Raw genomic sequence first — 15,916 nt, 5'->3', positions numbered from 1 at the left:
TGCTAAAGTGTGCCTTCAGATTGACTAGGTGATTTCGTTTTTTCGCTTGAAGACCTCTGGATAAGGCCTAAAATTAGAAATCTCAATTGCTTTTTTAAGACAAGAAACGTACTATTGCGCCCCGCAACAGTAGGGGTATACAGTCGATACCTTAAAAAAATATTTAGGCATTTTTAAGGCATTGCTTTAACTATTTGCGCTACCTTACTGATCTTTAAGTGTATTTATGGTCGATATTTCCTTTTATATAGAACACTGGTTTGCTTGGGCTCCTGGTTTAAACAGCCTTCCAGAGTGGAAAGAATGGGCAATGGGTAGTCGGGAGATACTGCCTGAGGGGCAAGCAGACGTAAAATTTGTCCCTCCAATGCAAAGAAGGCGATTTAGTCGATTAACAAAAATGTCATTATTAGCTGCCAATCAGGCTAATACAGTTGGGGATAATGTCATAACCATTTTTGGCTCGAGGCATGGGGAATTTCATCGTACTAGCCAACTACTTGAAAGTTTGATTGAGCAAGAACCACTATCTCCTACTGCTTTTAGCATGTCAGTTCATAATACAGCGAGCGGTTTATATTCAATATTGACGGGAAATAAGCAGCCATCGACTTCAATTGCCGCAGGTGTTCAAACTCTAGAACAATGCTTCATTGAAGCTTACGGCTGGTTAAAGTCTGAGGAGAGCGATAGAGTTCTGGTTGTCATTGCTGATGAACCGGTGCCGGGCAATTATGAACAGTTTATAGATTATCAAGAGTACTCGGTTGCTGCTGCTTTTTTGGTGTCGCTCAATAAACCTAACGATGAACCTGCCCGAAAAGCAAATTTAAAATTGACGTCGTGTAGCGCTACCTTGAAATGCTCTGAGATGCCCGTTCTTTCGTTGTTGCGCTTAATGTTGTCGGAAAATGACGACTGCCAAGTTATTAATGGTAATTCTAATTGGTGTTGGAAGAGTGAACTCCAGAATTAATTATTATTGGCGAGTTATAGCGACGGGGTGGTGCTTTTTACTATTTGGTCTTGGTGGCTTGCTGTTAACGTTTTCCGTATTTATTTGGATACGGTTAGCAATAAGGGATAAATATAAACGTAAAAGAGTCGCTCAGAAAACAATTCATAATTGCTTTCGTTGGTTTATCCAACATATGGTTAACTTGGGAATTATGAAGTTTAAGGTAATTAACGAAGAGAAGTTATCTCGTCGAGGAGGCCAGCTGATTTTGGCATCTCATCCAACTTTGATCGATGTGGTTCTTTTAATTTCATTGTTACCAGAAACAAATTGTATTGTTAAAAAGTCCCTATTTAAGAATCCATTAGTTCGTAGCATTATCAGTGCTGCAGACTATACCAGTAACTCTGACGATCCAGAAGAGTTAATTGATAGCTGTAAAAAGTCTCTTGATGATGGACAGTCACTTATTATTTTTCCCGAAGGTACTCGAAGTGTACCTGGAGAAGAGATTAAATTGCAACGTGGTTCTGCTCGGATAGCGTTAAGTGCGAAAAAAAATATTACGCCGGTGACTATAACTTGTAATCCTCCGGCATTAATGAAAAACGTACCTTGGTATAAGGTGCCTAAAAGTCCTTTTCACATAACACTAAAAGTTGGTGAAGACTTAAATGTAAGTCAATTTTTAGAAAAAAGTTCAATGGAAAGTAAACAAGCACGTTATTTAACAAAGTACTTAAAAGATTACTTTACAGAGGAAGCAAATTTGTTATGAGCCAACTTGAACAAGAATTGAAAGTATTGATTATAGATACTTTAGAACTTGAAGATATGACAAGTGAAGACATTGACTCGAACGAACCATTGTTTGCTGATGGTTTAGGGCTCGACTCAATAGATGCACTAGAAATTGGTGTTGCCATTCAGAAAAAATTTCAAATTAAACTCGATGCAAATTCGGAAGATAACAAGAAGCACTTTCAAAGTATTTCGAGTATTGCCAAGTTTATTGAGTCAAATCAGTAATTCAAGGAAACAATTGTGAAAAGTAGAGCTGAAATATTAAACACGTTAAAAGATGTTCTTGAAGAAATCTTCGAGATTGATCCTGAAGAAGTGCAAGAATCTAGTCATTTATACAATGATTTGGAGCTGGACAGTATAGATGCCGTTGACTTGGTAATAAAGTTGCAAGAAATTACAGGTAAGAAGATTAAGCCTGAAGAATTTAAAAGTGTGCGAACTGTCTCTGATGTTATTGATTCTATAGAGAAGTTGGTTGCTTAACTTGTCAATGTTTGTTCGCATTTTTGTCGGATTGGCTCTAATACTTTATCCTTTACTGGTTTATTTGGGTATAAAAGTTTTTGAGCCAAAAGCTATTGGTATCGGACTTATCGTATTACTGGTTATTCGGCAACTTGCTCTCAAAAAGCATCTTAAATCGGAAACTATAAACCCAGTTCCTATTACGCTAGGAGCTCTTTTACTTGCTTTGCTAGGCGTTGCATTCAACTCTTTAAGTTGGTTTTTATTTTATCCAGCGTTGGTTAGTTTTATATTCTTGATTCTGTTTTTAGTGACTCTCAAGAAGCCTCCAAATATGATCGAGCGGTTTGCCATTGCCATGGGGCAGCCTTCCTCAAAGGAATTATCAAGTTATACCTTTAAGGTTACTTTAGTTTGGTGTTTATTCTTTATACTTAATATGATGATATCTTTGTACGTAACGCTATATGAAACCCTAGAGCTTTGGACTCTTTACAATGGCCTTCTTTCTTATTGCGTTATGGGAGTAATCTTTCTTCTCGAATACTTGGTGCGCCCAAAAACAAATGTATCGCGAGAATAACAATGATTAGCCAGATAAAAAAGCTCTGGTTCCTGGATGACTTGGCGGTGAATAGTGCGAAAACACATGTCGTTTCTACTTACAGCGAGAAAGAGATAAGTAGTGAAGAGTTTCTCTCCAGCGTTCACAAACTATCTGACTCGATTTCTAAAGTAGAGAGCGATAGATGGTTGCTTTACTGTGATAATAGCTACTTATTTTTAGTCGCCTGTTGGTCCCTTGTTTGTACCGGTAAGACTATCGTCATGTTGCCTAATGTTCAGGCTGGAACTTTATCTGAAATGATTGGCGAATACGATGCTGTCTTAACTGATGTAGAACTGCCTCAATCTAAAAAGTCGATCGTTATTTCGAGAGATTGCTTTTTAGACTCGAGTCGCTTATCAAATAGTCGAGGTATTGTTTACTCTGATGTCGACTTGGTTTTTTATACGTCTGGCTCCACCGGAAAACCTAAAAAAGTAGTAAAGAAATTATCAAACATTTTAAGCGAAGTTATTGTTTTAAATAAGTGCTGGGGCAAAAAGGTTGCTCAGTCAGTGTTTCTTAGTACGGTTTCTCATCAGCATATATATGGTCTTTTATTTCGTGTGTTATGGCCATTCTGCTTTAAGAATATATTTTTCGCCGAACGCCAAGAGTTTCCGGAACAAATTAATGAGGTAATGAAAAAAACTAAAAAGTGTACTCTGGTCAGTAGCCCAGCTCATTTGAGCCGTATAGGTGATGTCTTGTCAAAGCCGTTGATGAGCGATGTTATGCAGATGGTTTTTAGTTCTGGCGGTCCTCTAAGTGAGTCAACCAGTTATTATTATTATACACAGTTCAGTATCTGTCCCATGGAAATATTGGGCTCAACAGAAACCGGTGGTGTAGCCATGCGTCAGGTTTTTCCAAATAACAAATCTGGCTTATGGAATTTATTGCCCGAAGTTAAGGCTCACTCTGAGAAAGAAACACAGCAATTGCTGGTTCAGTCACCATTCATTTATATGGCGGATAATCCATTTTTAATGGGTGATAAAGTTGATTTTGTAAACACTGATCAATTTAAGTTATTAGGACGTGCTGATCGAGTTGTAAAAATTGAAGAGAAACGAGTTTCATTACAAGAAATTGAAGATAAGCTAACAAGCTCTAATTTAGTTAAAGAATGTCGAGCCATTTTAGTTCGCCGTCATTTAAGAAGTCAGTCTGATAATGCTATTAATGCCATAGGTTGTGTCTTAGTTTTGTCAACATTAGGAGAACGACAGTTAAAGAACGGAAAGTTGAAGCTTATCAATCAATTAAAAGCGTTACTACTGGGCCATTTCGAGTCAGTAGTTCTGCCAAGAAAGTGGCGTATTGTGGATAGTTTACCTATAAATCAACAAGGTAAAGTTACAAATGAAAGGTTAGTAAGACTTTTTGAGAGGTAAAATGAGAATTCCATTATTCAATGAAAGAAAGAAAACAACGGATCAAGCCATTTGGGAATTAACAATCGATCCTGACATTATTTTTTTTCAAGGTCATTTTCCAGACAGCCCTGTATTGCCTGGTGTTGTTCAAACACAGTGGGCAATAGAGTTTGCAAAGTTGGCTTGGGGTGTCGAAGTGAACTGTTCTCAATTAAAGCAAATTAAGTTCAAAGAGGTTATTCTCCCAGATACTAAAGTTGTTTTGAAGTTAGATTTAATTACGACAAAAACGCAACTTCGATATGAGTATTGTGATTTGGATGAGCAGGTTTTGTCTTCTGGCATAATTGAAAAAGTAACCATTGCTAATGAACATTAAGTCTTGCGTAATAATTCCGGTTTATAACCATTACCAAGTAATAGAGAAAACAGTCTCGTATATTGTTGATTTGGATTTGTTCGTTATTCTTATTGACGATGGTTCAAATACTAAAACTCACGATGTACTGCTAGATTTAGAGAGTAAGTTTCCAAATGTATATTTGGAAACTTTACCTAATAACCAAGGAAAAGGCGCGGCAGTAATGACAGGTTTGTATGTTGCCGAGTCTTTAGGTTTTACTCATGCAATTCAAGTGGATGCAGATGGGCAGCATACTTTGTCGGATATCGAGCATTTTTTAATAGATGCGGAAAAAAATCCAGACAGTGTGATTTGCGGATATCCATCATACGATGAGTCTGTACCAAAACATAGATTCTATGCGCGCTATCTTACACATGTTTGGGTTTGGATTGAATGTCTCTCATTGCACATTAAAGATTCTATGTGTGGGTTTAGGGTTTATCCTTTAAGTCAAACAATTTCAATGCTTAGCCGAAATAATGTAGGTAAAAGAATGGATTTCGACACGGAAATTCTTGTTAAGTTGTTTTGGGATCGAGTTAATATAGTCAATAAGCCAACCAAAGTTATTTACCCTGAAGGTGGTGTATCACAATTCAACCTTGTACGAGATAATTGGTTGATTACGAAAATGCATACCCGGTTGTTCTTGGGAATGTTAATTCGAAGTCCTTTTTTGTTGGCGCGAAACCTCTTTTCGAAATTGGGTTTTTCATTAAGAAAAAAAGAGCTTAAAGAGACTGAACCTAAGCAATCTGAACGTGGCTCTAGATTGGGAATGACCATCTTATTTTATTGTTTCAGATGGTTTGGAGTAAAGTTTGTAAAGTTGCTGCTATACCCAATTATTTTTTACTATTTTTTATTTTCTCCTCAGCAGAGAAAGCATTCATATAATTATTTAAACAAGTTATACCGTTACTCCAATAAAGATCTTTTTAGTAGAAAACCTAGCTTTTGGGATGGATTTAAGCATTTTTATTCATTTGGGGAAATAAATGCAGATAAATTTGCTACCTGGGCCGGAGAATTCGATTTAAACGATATCGTTTTTGAAAATGAGCATTTAATCGAAGAGATTCGTCAATCGGGTAAAGGTGCTTTATTTTTAGTGAGTCATATTGGGAATATTGACACAGGAAGAGCTTTGTCAATGAAGTATAAGGATGTAGCAATAAATAATATCGTTTCTTTTAATGAAGCGCCTATATTTAATAATACATTAGAGAAAATCTCACAAGAGTCTACAAAGCGCTTGTTTATGGTCTCTGAGTTGGGAATTGAAACCGGTATTATTTTAAAGAAAAGACTCGACCAAGGTGAAATAATTGTAATTGCCGGTGACAGAATCGCTAACTCTGGCTCTGAAAGAACGATTAGCACAAAGTTTTTGGGTGTGGATGCGAGCTTCTCTGCTGGGCCATTTAAGTTAGCTGGCGTTCTTGAATGTCCCATTTATACTTTTTGTAGTTTGAAGCGGAATGGTCGATATCACATATATATGAATAAGTTATGCGATGCATCACTGCTTACAACAGGTAAAAAGAAGGTTGGGCTGAAAGCTGCTGTTGGTAGGTATGCAGCACAACTTGAGCAATATTGTGAAATTGCGCCATATCAATGGTTTAATTTTTTTGATTTTTGGAAACGTCGGTAAGGGCGTTTAAAAGAGACAGGGTAATATCTAATGAGTAACAAGTCATCAGAAGTCTGCTTCGGAGGAGAAGCTATCTCTATTGAAGATGTAGTTGGGCTTGCTGAGGGGCGTTGTAAAGCAAAGTTATCAACGCAGGATGATTTTAAACAAAAAATTAATGAAGGAGCAGCTTTTCTTGAAAAGCTGCTTAAAGAAGATGGAGTCATATATGGCGTGACCACTGGGTATGGCGATTCATGCACAGTGAATGTCCCTGGTCACTTAGTAAATGAATTACCAATAAATCTTACCCGTTATCATGGTTGTGGATTAGGTGATTATTTTTCCGAAAAAGAGTCAATTGCTATTCTGGCTGCTCGATTAGCGTCACTAAGTCAAGGGTATTCTGGTGTTCGGTGGGGATTGTTAGAGCAATTGAGTTGTTACATTAATCAACGAGTTGCACCATTGATTCCTCAAGAAGGTTCAGTTGGGGCAAGTGGAGATTTAACGCCTTTATCCTATGTTGCTGCATCATTGATCGGAGAGCGCAAAGCTTACTTTAAAGGTGAGATAAGACTTGTCGAAGATATTCTCAAGGAGTTAAGTGTACAACCAATAAATCTTTACCCTAAAGAAGGTTTAGCCATTATGAATGGCACTGCTGTAATGACTGCTTTAGCATGTTTAGCATGGACTCGAGCCGATTACTTGGCAAAACTTTGTACTCGGTTAACTTCTTTAGCATCGTTAGCTTTGCTTGGAAATAGTACTCATTTTGATGAAATATTATTTTCCGTTAAACCCCACGCAGGTCAACAGTTGGTTGCGGAACGAATCAGGCATGATCTCAACCACCACGAGCATCCGAGAAACTCTGCGCGATTACAAGATAGGTACTCCATTCGTTGTTCACCTCACATTATAGGTGTTTTAGTAGATGCTCTACCTTGGATGAAAAGGGATATTGAGAATGAATTAAATAGTGCAAATGATAATCCAATTATCGACGGCCATGGTGAACACGTACTTCATGGAGGACATTTTTATGGTGGCCACATTGCATTCGTTATGGACTCTATGAAAAACTGTGTAGCCAATTTAGCCGATTTGATGGATCGTCAACTTGCGCTTCTAGTTGATCAGAGGTTCAATCATGGACTTTCTTCTAATTTGTCAGGTGCTGTCGAACACAGAGCTATGATAAATCATGGTTTTAAAGCCGTACAAATCGGTGCATCTGCGTGGACAGCAGAAGCCCTGAAATTAACTATGCCCGCGTCTGTTTTTTCTCGCTCTACCGAATGCCACAATCAAGATAAAGTGAGTATGGGGACTATTGCAGCGAGAGACTGCTTGAGGGTTCTTCAATTAACCGAACAGGTCGCTGCTGCCATGACTATGGCAACCGTTCAAGGAATTCGACTTCGAGTTAAAGAGAATCAAATTGATCTCGACTCATTAACAAAGACTGTACTAACCAGTGTTACTGAAGTGGAAAATCTAGTTGGATTTTTGGAGGAAGACCGACCACTAGAGGATGATTTAAGAGCTCTTACTGAATCCATTCAACAACAACAGTTTACTCTTTACTAAGGAATTTAGTATGGATAAAAAGTTAACAGGTAGCGTTTCTATAACTATTCCATTTCATGATGTTGATCCAATGAGAATAGTTTGGCACGGACATTACGTTAAGTATTTTGAAATAGCGAGATGCGAACTGCTAAAAAAGATTGAATATGACTACCCCCAGATGGCGGAGTCGGGCTATTTATGGCCAGTAGTCGACCTAAAAATAAAGTATGTAAAAGCAATTGAATATGGCGATTTAATAAACGTTACAGCATCTTTAATCGAATATGAGAATAGAATTAAAATTCAATATCGAATTTCTAATGAGAGCGGAGATGTTATTACTAAGGGGCAAACGACTCAAGTTGCCGTAAATGCAAAAACGCAAGAACTTGAATTTTGTTCGCCTCAAATCTTAATAGATAATGTTAAAGAAGAATTAAAGAGCTATGATTAAGCATTTTTTTATCCTGTTATTGATAATACCTTCTATGGTAACCCTGGCTGATGAGAATACTGATGCAACAATATTAGATAAAGTCTATCAATGTGTCGAAATCAAAGATAAGGTTTCTGGCGAATTCACACAAACCAAGCATTTGTCCATTCTCAAAAAACCTTTAATAATTAATGGAGAGTATGTTTTATTAGATAATGGTGATTTAGAGTGGTCACAGGTTAAGCCAATTAAAGTGACTTATTTTATTGAAGCCGATAATATCTATCGATTAAATGACAATAATGAAAAAGAAGAGCAAAGGTCTTTTAACCAAGGTGCGGCGTCCAGCATGCTGACAACGCTAAAAGCTTCTATGACTGGTAATTTCGATTTGTTGCTTGATAATTTTGAGTTACAGGTTAGAGAAGTTGATTGTAAATGGACTATTTTTCTAACAAGTAAAAATGATGATTTAAAATCTTTTCTCAAAAGTATCGTATTAAAAGGAACTAGCCAAGTTGATGAAGTATCAATTCTTGAAGTTAATGGTGATAAAACAACCATTGAGTTGAATCAAAGCTCCAGTAAGAGAATGTTGTTGAATGCAAGGTAATAAAGAACATGTTTTTGCTATTGCAGCATCATTTTTATGGATTGGAATTGTACTATTTTCTTTAGTTTATTCACTATATTCAGTTAACTCACAGTCAACGATCGAAACGAATTTATTAAGTATTATTCCGGAAGCGGGTATTGATGAAGATTTTCAGTTAGCTGCTGATAAAATTGTATCTCGTCGTGAAAATTATGTTGCTGTTTTACTTCGTTCTAAAACTAAGAAAAATGTTTTAAATGGATTTGAAAGTTTAAAGCAAGTATTAGAAAACAGCGCTAAGAAAGAAAGTGGGATTGAGATCCAGTTAGCCTTTGATAAAAGGGCGGGAGTCAAACAGTATTTTATAGAACTCGCTCAATTTAAGCCTTTATTATTAGCCCAAAGTGATATACAAATACTTTTAGAGAAAGATGAGTCTAAACTTTTTGATGTAGCAAAGTTAAACTTTTTAGATGCGCTGTCTCTCGGAATTGGCCCTCGGTTTGCGAGCGATCCATTCGGTTTTTATGAGAGATTTATAAGTGAGCAATCTAGTAAAGCGGTTAATGATGGAGGAGAATATTTATTATTTAATAGAAAAAATAATTACCTTTTGCTAACAGGGTTGAAGTTATCTGGAGCTGTTTTTGACGAGTTAATACAAGAAAGTTATTTTGAATTTGAAGAGCAGTTAAGAGATTCTCTTGATGAAGGCGTAGATTTGAAGTCTGTTGGCGTAATTCATCATGCGAAGAAATCACGCGATATTGCCAAGCAAGAGATAACGATAATTAGCTCAATTTCGACGATTAGCATATTGTTTTTATTTTTTATTTCGTTTAAGCGTTTCTTACCTATTGTTTTGGCGGTGGTAACACTATCTGTTGGCTTGCTCATTGCATTTACTATTTCGTTGCTCGTTTTTTCGAAGGTTCATATTTTGACCTTGGTTTTTGGGGCAACTGTGATTGGCATCTCTATTGACTATGCTTTTCATTATTTTTCTCATTTTTATATTAATCAATGTTCTGGGAAGTTAGTTATTAGCAAAATAAGAGTTGCTGTAACTATTGGCTTTCTAACAAGTGTGTTTGGCTTTCTGTCATTGTCACTAACAAGTTTTCCTGCGTTGGAGCAATTGTCTCTCTTTGCTGTTGGAGGTCTTTCAGGAGCTTACTTTACAGTTTTTTGTTGGTATCGCTGGATTCCTTATTTTTATCATCAACCAAGGAAAATTTGGTCGCCGAAACATCCTTTATTTAACCAATTTAGAAATCATCCAAAAAGTTTTCGAATACTAATCGGTGCGGCCATTGCTCTAACTGCTATTTTAGTTATTTTTCCAATCAAGTCGAACAGTGATATTCGATTATTACGAATTGAATTTCCGGACTTAGAAGCTACGAGTGAACAAATATCTGGCCTAGTATCAAATTACGGCGAGCAAGGCTTTTATCTAGTACATGGTAATACGTTAGATGAACTTTTAACTAATGAAGAGAAATTAACAAAGCAATTAGAGCGCTTAAAAGAAACGGGTGAGATTAATGGTTATCGGGCGATATCTCAATGGCTCCCGCCGGTAAGTACTCTTAATAACAATAAACAATTATTATCAGATGGAATCATCAAAAGCGGAGTTGGAGAGCGAGCTTTAGAATCATTAGGTTTAAAAACAGAAGTCGCACAAAATTATCTATCGTCGCTAGAGGATCAAGAGTTAGTTGACATCTATAATGATAAGATTGAACAAATGATCAAGAATCATCCTTATCAAGAGCAGGTTGTTCATGATACTAGCACGGGTTGGTTTAGTCAGGTAATCATTGATAAGGGAAACGATACTTCAATAAATTTATCGAATTTAAATTTAACTGAAAAATACATTTGGTATGATAAAGTTTCAAGTATTAATCAATTATTTGAGCGATTCAGAACTTTATCGATCGAATATTTAACATTAGCTTATATATTCGTTAGCCTTATTTTTTTGATGAGATATGGCTTTAAGAGAGGTGTCGCGACAATACTTCCTTCTGTTGTTGCAATTTTGACATCATTATTGAGTATTTCGTTGGTTGGTTTGGAGCATAATCTTTTTCATGTCTTGGCAACTATTATTGTCTTTGCAGTAGGTCTCGATTTCAGCTTATTCATTAATGAGTCGAAAGGGGATTATCAGCCCGCTATATTGGCGAGCACTTTATCCGCCATTACGACAATTCTTGCGTTTGGACTATTGGCATTTAGCTCTACAACTGCATTGGCTTCCTTTGGGCAAATAATTTGTATTGGAATTACTGTTGTTTATCTTTTAGCACCAATCTCGGTTTCATTAAATATCGAGAAGCAGAGTTAGTTAATTATGAGATTCAAGTGTTATCAATATTTATCAAACGGCATGTTTTTAATGTTGATAGGGGCTCTAATGACAGGGTGCCAAACTTTCGGAGTTAATCATAATTCTAAAATTTATTTGAATCGTTGGTTATCGATGGATACGTATGAAGGTGAACCTTCATTTAGTCACATACTTAACTTTGTAAGCGGAGAACAATCACACCAACTTTTATTTCAGGGAGAGGCCAACTCGAGTGGCATGGTGATGGTAGGCATGTCTGAGGTGGGTATTCCATTATTTGAGATTCAGTTACGAAATAATCAAATTGACTATAATTCTAGAGTAGCGATGGAGCTACCTGTTTCAGCTGGAACTATTATAGAGGCATTTCAATTGATTTTTTGGCCTGAACAAGCTGTTCAAAATGAATTAAAGAGCGCGTGTCGTGTTGATAATCGTAGAGAACGACGTGAAATATATTGTCATAATGTATTGGCTGTTGAAATCAATTACTCTTTTGAAAATAACATTCTTAATTCAGTACAATATAAGCCTGTCGATACTTCTTGGATCATTAATATTACTACCTTAGAGCAATAATTATGGAATCAATTGTCATTAAAGATGTTGGAATTATTTGTGCTCTCGGTGCTGGTAAAGTCCAAGTGGCTGAAAGGTTGTTTCGGGGAGAGAGTCCCGGTATTACAAAGGAGTACGGATGGCTCCCTAATCATTCGGTTCCTGTAGGGAAAGTATTAGAGGTTCTCAATGATGTGCCTACGAACTTGAGTCAATATAATTGTAGAAACAATCGCTTAATTACTTTCGCTGCGGATGAAATAAGTGATTCAGTAAAGGATATTAAAAGCAGATACCCGGCAGAGCGAATAGGGGTCGTTGTTGGTACAAGTACATCGGGCATCCTCGAGGGAGAGGATGCTCTAGGTGTTAAAAAAGACACTGGAAAATTTAATTCAGATTATCACTATTTACAGCAAGAAATAGGCACTCCTGCGTTATATTTGCAGCAATTTTTAGGATTAGAGGGAGTTGCTTACACGATTTCAACTGCTTGTTCGTCCAGTGGAAAAGTTTTTGCAGCGGCGCGAAGATTGATGAGTTCGGGACTTTGCGATGCCGTTATCGTGGGTGGCTCAGATAGCCTCTGCCGCTTGACTATTAATGGTTTTTCCTCCTTAGAGTCAGTGAGTGATGATGTATGTGATCCGATGGGAGAAAGTCGAAATGGAATTACCATAGGTGAGGGCGCTGCTCTATTTGTGCTTGAAAAATGCAATGAAGCCGATCAAAAAGATATTCTGCTATTTGGGATTGGAGAAAGTTCTGATGCTCATCATATGTCAGCTCCAGATCCGACGGGTGATGGAGCTGAAGCTGCGATGCTTGATGCGTTGGAAAAATCTCACTTAAGTGCGGAAGATATAAAGTATGTCAATTTACATGGTACAGCAACGGTTAAAAATGATGCTATGGAATCTCTAGCTGTTCACCGTCTATTTGGAGATTCTGTGCCTTGTAGTTCAACAAAGTCACTGACCGGTCACTGTCTTGGAGCTGCGGGAGCGATTGAGGCGTGTATATTATGGCTGACACTTTCCGATTATAATAAGGAAAACAAATTACCTCCTCATATCTATTCTGGTAAGAGAGATAGTACCTTGCCTGAAATTCGTTTAGCTGAGGATTTGCATTACGATGTAAAGGATAGAAATATTTTTATGAGCAATTCATTCGCTTTTGGTGGTAGCAACGTTAGCCTGATAATCGGTCGTTGAATTAGCCACAGGAGTTAGAATTGTTGTCAGAATTTATTAAGATTCACATTTGTAGAGAATTTAATTTATGGTAGCTGTTACTGATTTTAAGATTGAAGAGTTAGTTCCTCATGCTTCACCAATGGTTTTAATCGATGAACCGATTTCGGCTGATCAAGACCATTTTAGCTCATTAATCAAAGTAAAATCTGATAACCTTTTTTATGATGATGATATCCGTGGAATACCAAGTTGGGTCATCATGGAAATGATGGCTCAGACAATCGCGGCTTATGCGGGATTTCAGGAAATACTTGCAAACAAGCCAGTGAGAGTGGGCTTTCTACTTGGGACTCGAAAATTCCAAAGTAATATTAGTCACCTTGAGTTAAATCAAGAGTACGTAGTAACGGTGAATAAACTGTATCAAGAATACAATGGATTAGGTTCTTTTGCGTGTTCCATGACAAAATCAGAGACCGTGATCGCTACCGCGAACCTAAACGTATTTTCGCCCGAAAATGTTAATGAATTTTTAAATAAAAGATCGGAACTGTAATCATGAGTGATCTTAGAAGAGTATTAGTAACAGGCGCAAGTAAAGGAATAGGACAAGAGATTGCCCAAGAGCTTGCCAAACAGCCATTCGAAGTAACTGTGCATTACAATAGTGACAAAGAGGGTGCTTTGAATACTTTGTCAAATATTGAATCCGCTGGTGGTAAAGGAAAAATTTTACAATTTGATGCGAGTGATCGTTTGGAGTGCAAGTCAGTCTTAGAGAAACATATTGAGGCTAATGGCGCATTCTATGGCGTTGTATGTAATGCAGGAGTTACTCGAGATACTGCTTTTCCAGCCATGACTGATGATGAATGGGATACAGTTATTCATACTAATTTAGATGGAATTTATAATGTTTTGCACCCCTTGATTATGCCTATGGTTCGATTGCGAAGTGGCGGTAGAATTGTCACTATGTCTTCGGTATCGGGAATTGCCGGAAACAGAGGCCAGGTGAATTACTCTGCCTCAAAAGCCGGCATTATTGGCGCTACCAAAGCTCTCGCATTGGAATTAGCGAAGAGAAAGATTACTGTTAATTGTGTTGCGCCAGGTTTGATTGAAACGGGTATGCTTCCTGATGAAGTTAAAAATGAAGCTATGAAATTAATTCCGTTAAAAAGAACGGGAACTGCAGAAGAGGTCGCTAGTTTAGTTAATTATTTGTTTTCTGATGTAGCTGGGTATATCACACGTCAAGTGATTTCAGTGAATGGGGGCATGATATGAACCATCGTGTAGTGGTGACGGGTATTTCTGGTTTAACGGCATTTGGAACGGATGTTGATAACATTTTTTCTCAAATGAAAACCGGGCAAAATGCTGTTCGACATATGGAAGAGTGGGACAAAATAGAAGATCTAAACACTCGCCTTGCGGCTCCCATTACTGATTTCATTAAGCCTAAGCATTACTCTCGAAAGAAAACGCGTTCCATGGGGCGCGTTTCATTGATGGCGACACGAGCTACAGAAGGGGCTTTAGAGCAAGCTGGGTTATTGGATGAGCCCTCTATTAAGAATGGTAGTATGGGAGTGTCTTATGGATCATCATCTGGCTCGACGCAGCCAATTACTGTCTTTGGAAATTTGCTGTCCAATAACAACATGCGTGGCTTTTCTTCTACTTCCTATGTAGAGATGATGAGCCACACGACACCCGTTAACATAGGCGTTTTTTTTGGATTGACCGGAAGAGTTATTACAACGAGTAGTGCCTGTACATCTGGAAGCCAAGGAATAGGTTACGCCTACGAAGCGATTAAGCATGGATTACAGACTCAGATGGTTGCAGGTGGTGCGGAAGAATTGTGCGTTACTCAAGCTGCTGTGTTTGACACTTTGTTTGCGACGAGTACACAAAATGATTCTCCTCAAAATGTTCCCAGGCCTTTTGATCGAGACAGAGATGGCTTAGTTATTGGTGAAGGGGCGTGTTCATTTATTTTAGAAAATTATGAGCACGCAAAAGCTAGAGGAGCAAATATTCTGGCCGAAATAGTCGGCTTTGGTACTAATTCTGATGGACAGCATATTACTCAGCCAACTTCCGATACGATGAAGGTTGCAATGGAGCTGGCATTAAAGGACGCAGGTGTTTCTGCGTCAGATATCGGTTATGTTAGTGCTCATGGAACGGCAACGGATCGCGGTGACGTTGCTGAGACTCGTGCAACGTCACAATTGTTCGGTAGTGCTATGCCAATCAGTTCACTGAAGAGCTATTTCGGTCATACATTAGGAGCTTGCGGAGCCGTTGAAGCATGGCTCACTATTGAGATGATGAAAAGGAACTGGTTCGCTGCTACCGCGAATCTTAAAAACATTGATCCTGAATGTGGGGAATTGGACTACATCTGTAATCCAGAGGGATTATTGAAAGAGACTGAGTATGTAATGTCTAACAACTTCGCGTTTGGCGGTATTAACACATCTTTGATTTTTAAAAGAATCTAAACACTTGCTGTTTTTGAGTGAGCATTTTTAAAAATAAATTCGATAATATCTGAGATAGTTGCGACAGATTTAAATTCGTAGGGTGAAATTTTGGTGCCTGACAAATCTTGCAGTCTCACTGCTAAGTCGATGGCATCAATACTGTCTAAATCGAGATCTTGATAGATATCACTTGTTTCTGAAATTTCATTGGGATTGATTTCGAATACTTCACTCAACATTGACTGCAACTGCGAGAATATTTCAGATTTAGACTTCATTACTATATTACCTGGTACTACAAGAGGGTTAACGGTATTCAGTGGCTACTGAAATAACTATAAAACGAAGGTGTATTCAGCAGGGTAATTAATGCTCGCCATTTATTGTTAAATTTGCTCCTCTAAGCTAAATCCACAACACTATGGCAATTGA

General features: G+C 37.7%; 18 protein-coding genes. 17 read left to right on the top strand and 1 reads right to left on the bottom strand.

Annotation, left to right across the window (positions count from 1 at the left end; all coding sequences use genetic code 11):
* The first annotated feature begins 226 nt into the window (after positions 1-226).
* From FAX86_RS12565 to FAX86_RS12485, 17 genes are all read left to right on the top strand, one after another.
* On the top strand, positions 227-976 hold the full coding sequence (locus FAX86_RS12565) for a beta-ketoacyl synthase chain length factor (RefSeq protein WP_144393759.1): 750 nt from the start codon (positions 227-229) through the stop codon (positions 974-976).
* Entirely contained in the window at positions 960-1,736 is a 777-nt protein-coding gene (locus FAX86_RS12560) for a lysophospholipid acyltransferase family protein (RefSeq protein WP_164503566.1), read from the top strand. Before FAX86_RS12565 ends, FAX86_RS12560 begins: the two co-directional genes overlap by 17 nt.
* Positions 1,733-1,987, top strand: a complete 255-nt coding sequence (locus tag FAX86_RS12555; protein ID WP_144393757.1) for a phosphopantetheine-binding protein — start codon at positions 1,733-1,735, stop codon at positions 1,985-1,987. Before FAX86_RS12560 ends, FAX86_RS12555 begins: the two co-directional genes overlap by 4 nt.
* A 15-nt stretch (positions 1,988-2,002) precedes the next feature.
* Positions 2,003-2,248 (top strand): acyl carrier protein, encoded by a 246-nt coding sequence (locus tag FAX86_RS12550; protein ID WP_144393756.1) that lies wholly within the window; start codon positions 2,003-2,005, stop codon positions 2,246-2,248.
* Positions 2,241-2,813 carry a COG4648 family protein gene (locus FAX86_RS12545; RefSeq protein WP_164503565.1) on the top strand — a complete coding sequence of 191 codons (573 nt, stop codon included), beginning with the start codon at positions 2,241-2,243 and terminating at the stop codon, positions 2,811-2,813. The genes FAX86_RS12550 and FAX86_RS12545 overlap by 8 nt, the downstream gene beginning before the upstream one ends.
* A gap of 2 nt (positions 2,814-2,815) precedes the next feature.
* Entirely contained in the window at positions 2,816-4,234 is a 1,419-nt protein-coding gene (locus tag FAX86_RS12540; protein WP_144393754.1) for an AMP-binding protein, read from the top strand.
* 1 nt (position 4,235) lies between these two features.
* A complete protein-coding gene (locus FAX86_RS12535) occupies positions 4,236-4,595 on the top strand; it encodes an ApeI family dehydratase (protein WP_144393753.1) in 360 nt (119 codons plus the stop codon).
* Positions 4,585-6,279 (top strand): glycosyltransferase family 2 protein, encoded by a 1,695-nt coding sequence (locus tag FAX86_RS12530; protein WP_144393752.1) that lies wholly within the window; start codon positions 4,585-4,587, stop codon positions 6,277-6,279. The genes FAX86_RS12535 and FAX86_RS12530 overlap by 11 nt, the downstream gene beginning before the upstream one ends.
* Positions 6,280-6,309: 30 nt before the next feature.
* Complete coding sequence (locus FAX86_RS12525) at positions 6,310-7,854, top strand: HAL/PAL/TAL family ammonia-lyase (RefSeq protein ID WP_144393751.1); 1,545 nt, start codon at positions 6,310-6,312, stop codon at positions 7,852-7,854.
* Positions 7,855-7,864: 10 nt separating this feature from the next.
* Positions 7,865-8,290 (top strand): acyl-CoA thioesterase, encoded by a 426-nt coding sequence (locus FAX86_RS12520; protein ID WP_144393750.1) that lies wholly within the window; start codon positions 7,865-7,867, stop codon positions 8,288-8,290.
* Positions 8,283-8,885: an outer membrane lipoprotein carrier protein LolA gene (locus FAX86_RS12515; RefSeq protein ID WP_144393749.1), complete on the top strand. Its 603-nt coding sequence runs from the start codon at positions 8,283-8,285 to the stop codon at positions 8,883-8,885. Before FAX86_RS12520 ends, FAX86_RS12515 begins: the two co-directional genes overlap by 8 nt.
* A complete protein-coding gene (locus FAX86_RS12510) occupies positions 8,875-11,226 on the top strand; it encodes an MMPL family transporter (protein WP_144393748.1) in 2,352 nt (783 codons plus the stop codon). Before FAX86_RS12515 ends, FAX86_RS12510 begins: the two co-directional genes overlap by 11 nt.
* A gap of 69 nt (positions 11,227-11,295) precedes the next feature.
* On the top strand, positions 11,296-11,808 hold the full coding sequence (locus FAX86_RS12505; RefSeq protein ID WP_205859191.1) for a DUF3261 domain-containing protein: 513 nt from the start codon (positions 11,296-11,298) through the stop codon (positions 11,806-11,808).
* Positions 11,809-11,810: 2 nt separating this feature from the next.
* Positions 11,811-13,004 carry a beta-ketoacyl-[acyl-carrier-protein] synthase family protein gene (locus FAX86_RS12500; RefSeq protein WP_144393746.1) on the top strand — a complete coding sequence of 398 codons (1,194 nt, stop codon included), beginning with the start codon at positions 11,811-11,813 and terminating at the stop codon, positions 13,002-13,004.
* 67 nt (positions 13,005-13,071) lie between these two features.
* Positions 13,072-13,542 carry a hotdog family protein gene (locus tag FAX86_RS12495; protein WP_144393745.1) on the top strand — a complete coding sequence of 157 codons (471 nt, stop codon included), beginning with the start codon at positions 13,072-13,074 and terminating at the stop codon, positions 13,540-13,542.
* A gap of 2 nt (positions 13,543-13,544) precedes the next feature.
* Positions 13,545-14,276 carry a 3-ketoacyl-ACP reductase FabG2 gene (locus tag FAX86_RS12490; protein WP_144393744.1) on the top strand — a complete coding sequence of 244 codons (732 nt, stop codon included), beginning with the start codon at positions 13,545-13,547 and terminating at the stop codon, positions 14,274-14,276.
* Positions 14,273-15,502 carry a beta-ketoacyl-ACP synthase gene (locus tag FAX86_RS12485; protein WP_144393743.1) on the top strand — a complete coding sequence of 410 codons (1,230 nt, stop codon included), beginning with the start codon at positions 14,273-14,275 and terminating at the stop codon, positions 15,500-15,502. The genes FAX86_RS12490 and FAX86_RS12485 overlap by 4 nt, the downstream gene beginning before the upstream one ends.
* Here FAX86_RS12485 and FAX86_RS12480 read toward each other — a convergent pair.
* On the bottom strand, positions 15,499-15,762 hold the full coding sequence (locus FAX86_RS12480) for an acyl carrier protein (protein WP_144393742.1): 264 nt from the start codon (positions 15,760-15,762) through the stop codon (positions 15,499-15,501). The two genes, FAX86_RS12485 and FAX86_RS12480, sit on opposite strands and share 4 nt — an antisense overlap.
* Between the last annotated feature and the right edge of the window lie 154 nt (positions 15,763-15,916).

Source organism: Pleionea sediminis (genome assembly GCF_007570825.1).
GTDB lineage: Bacteria > Pseudomonadota > Gammaproteobacteria > Enterobacterales > Kangiellaceae > Pleionea > Pleionea sediminis.
The sequence above is the reverse complement of the archived record's forward strand: the minus strand, read 5'-3'. Positions and strand labels throughout refer to the sequence as shown.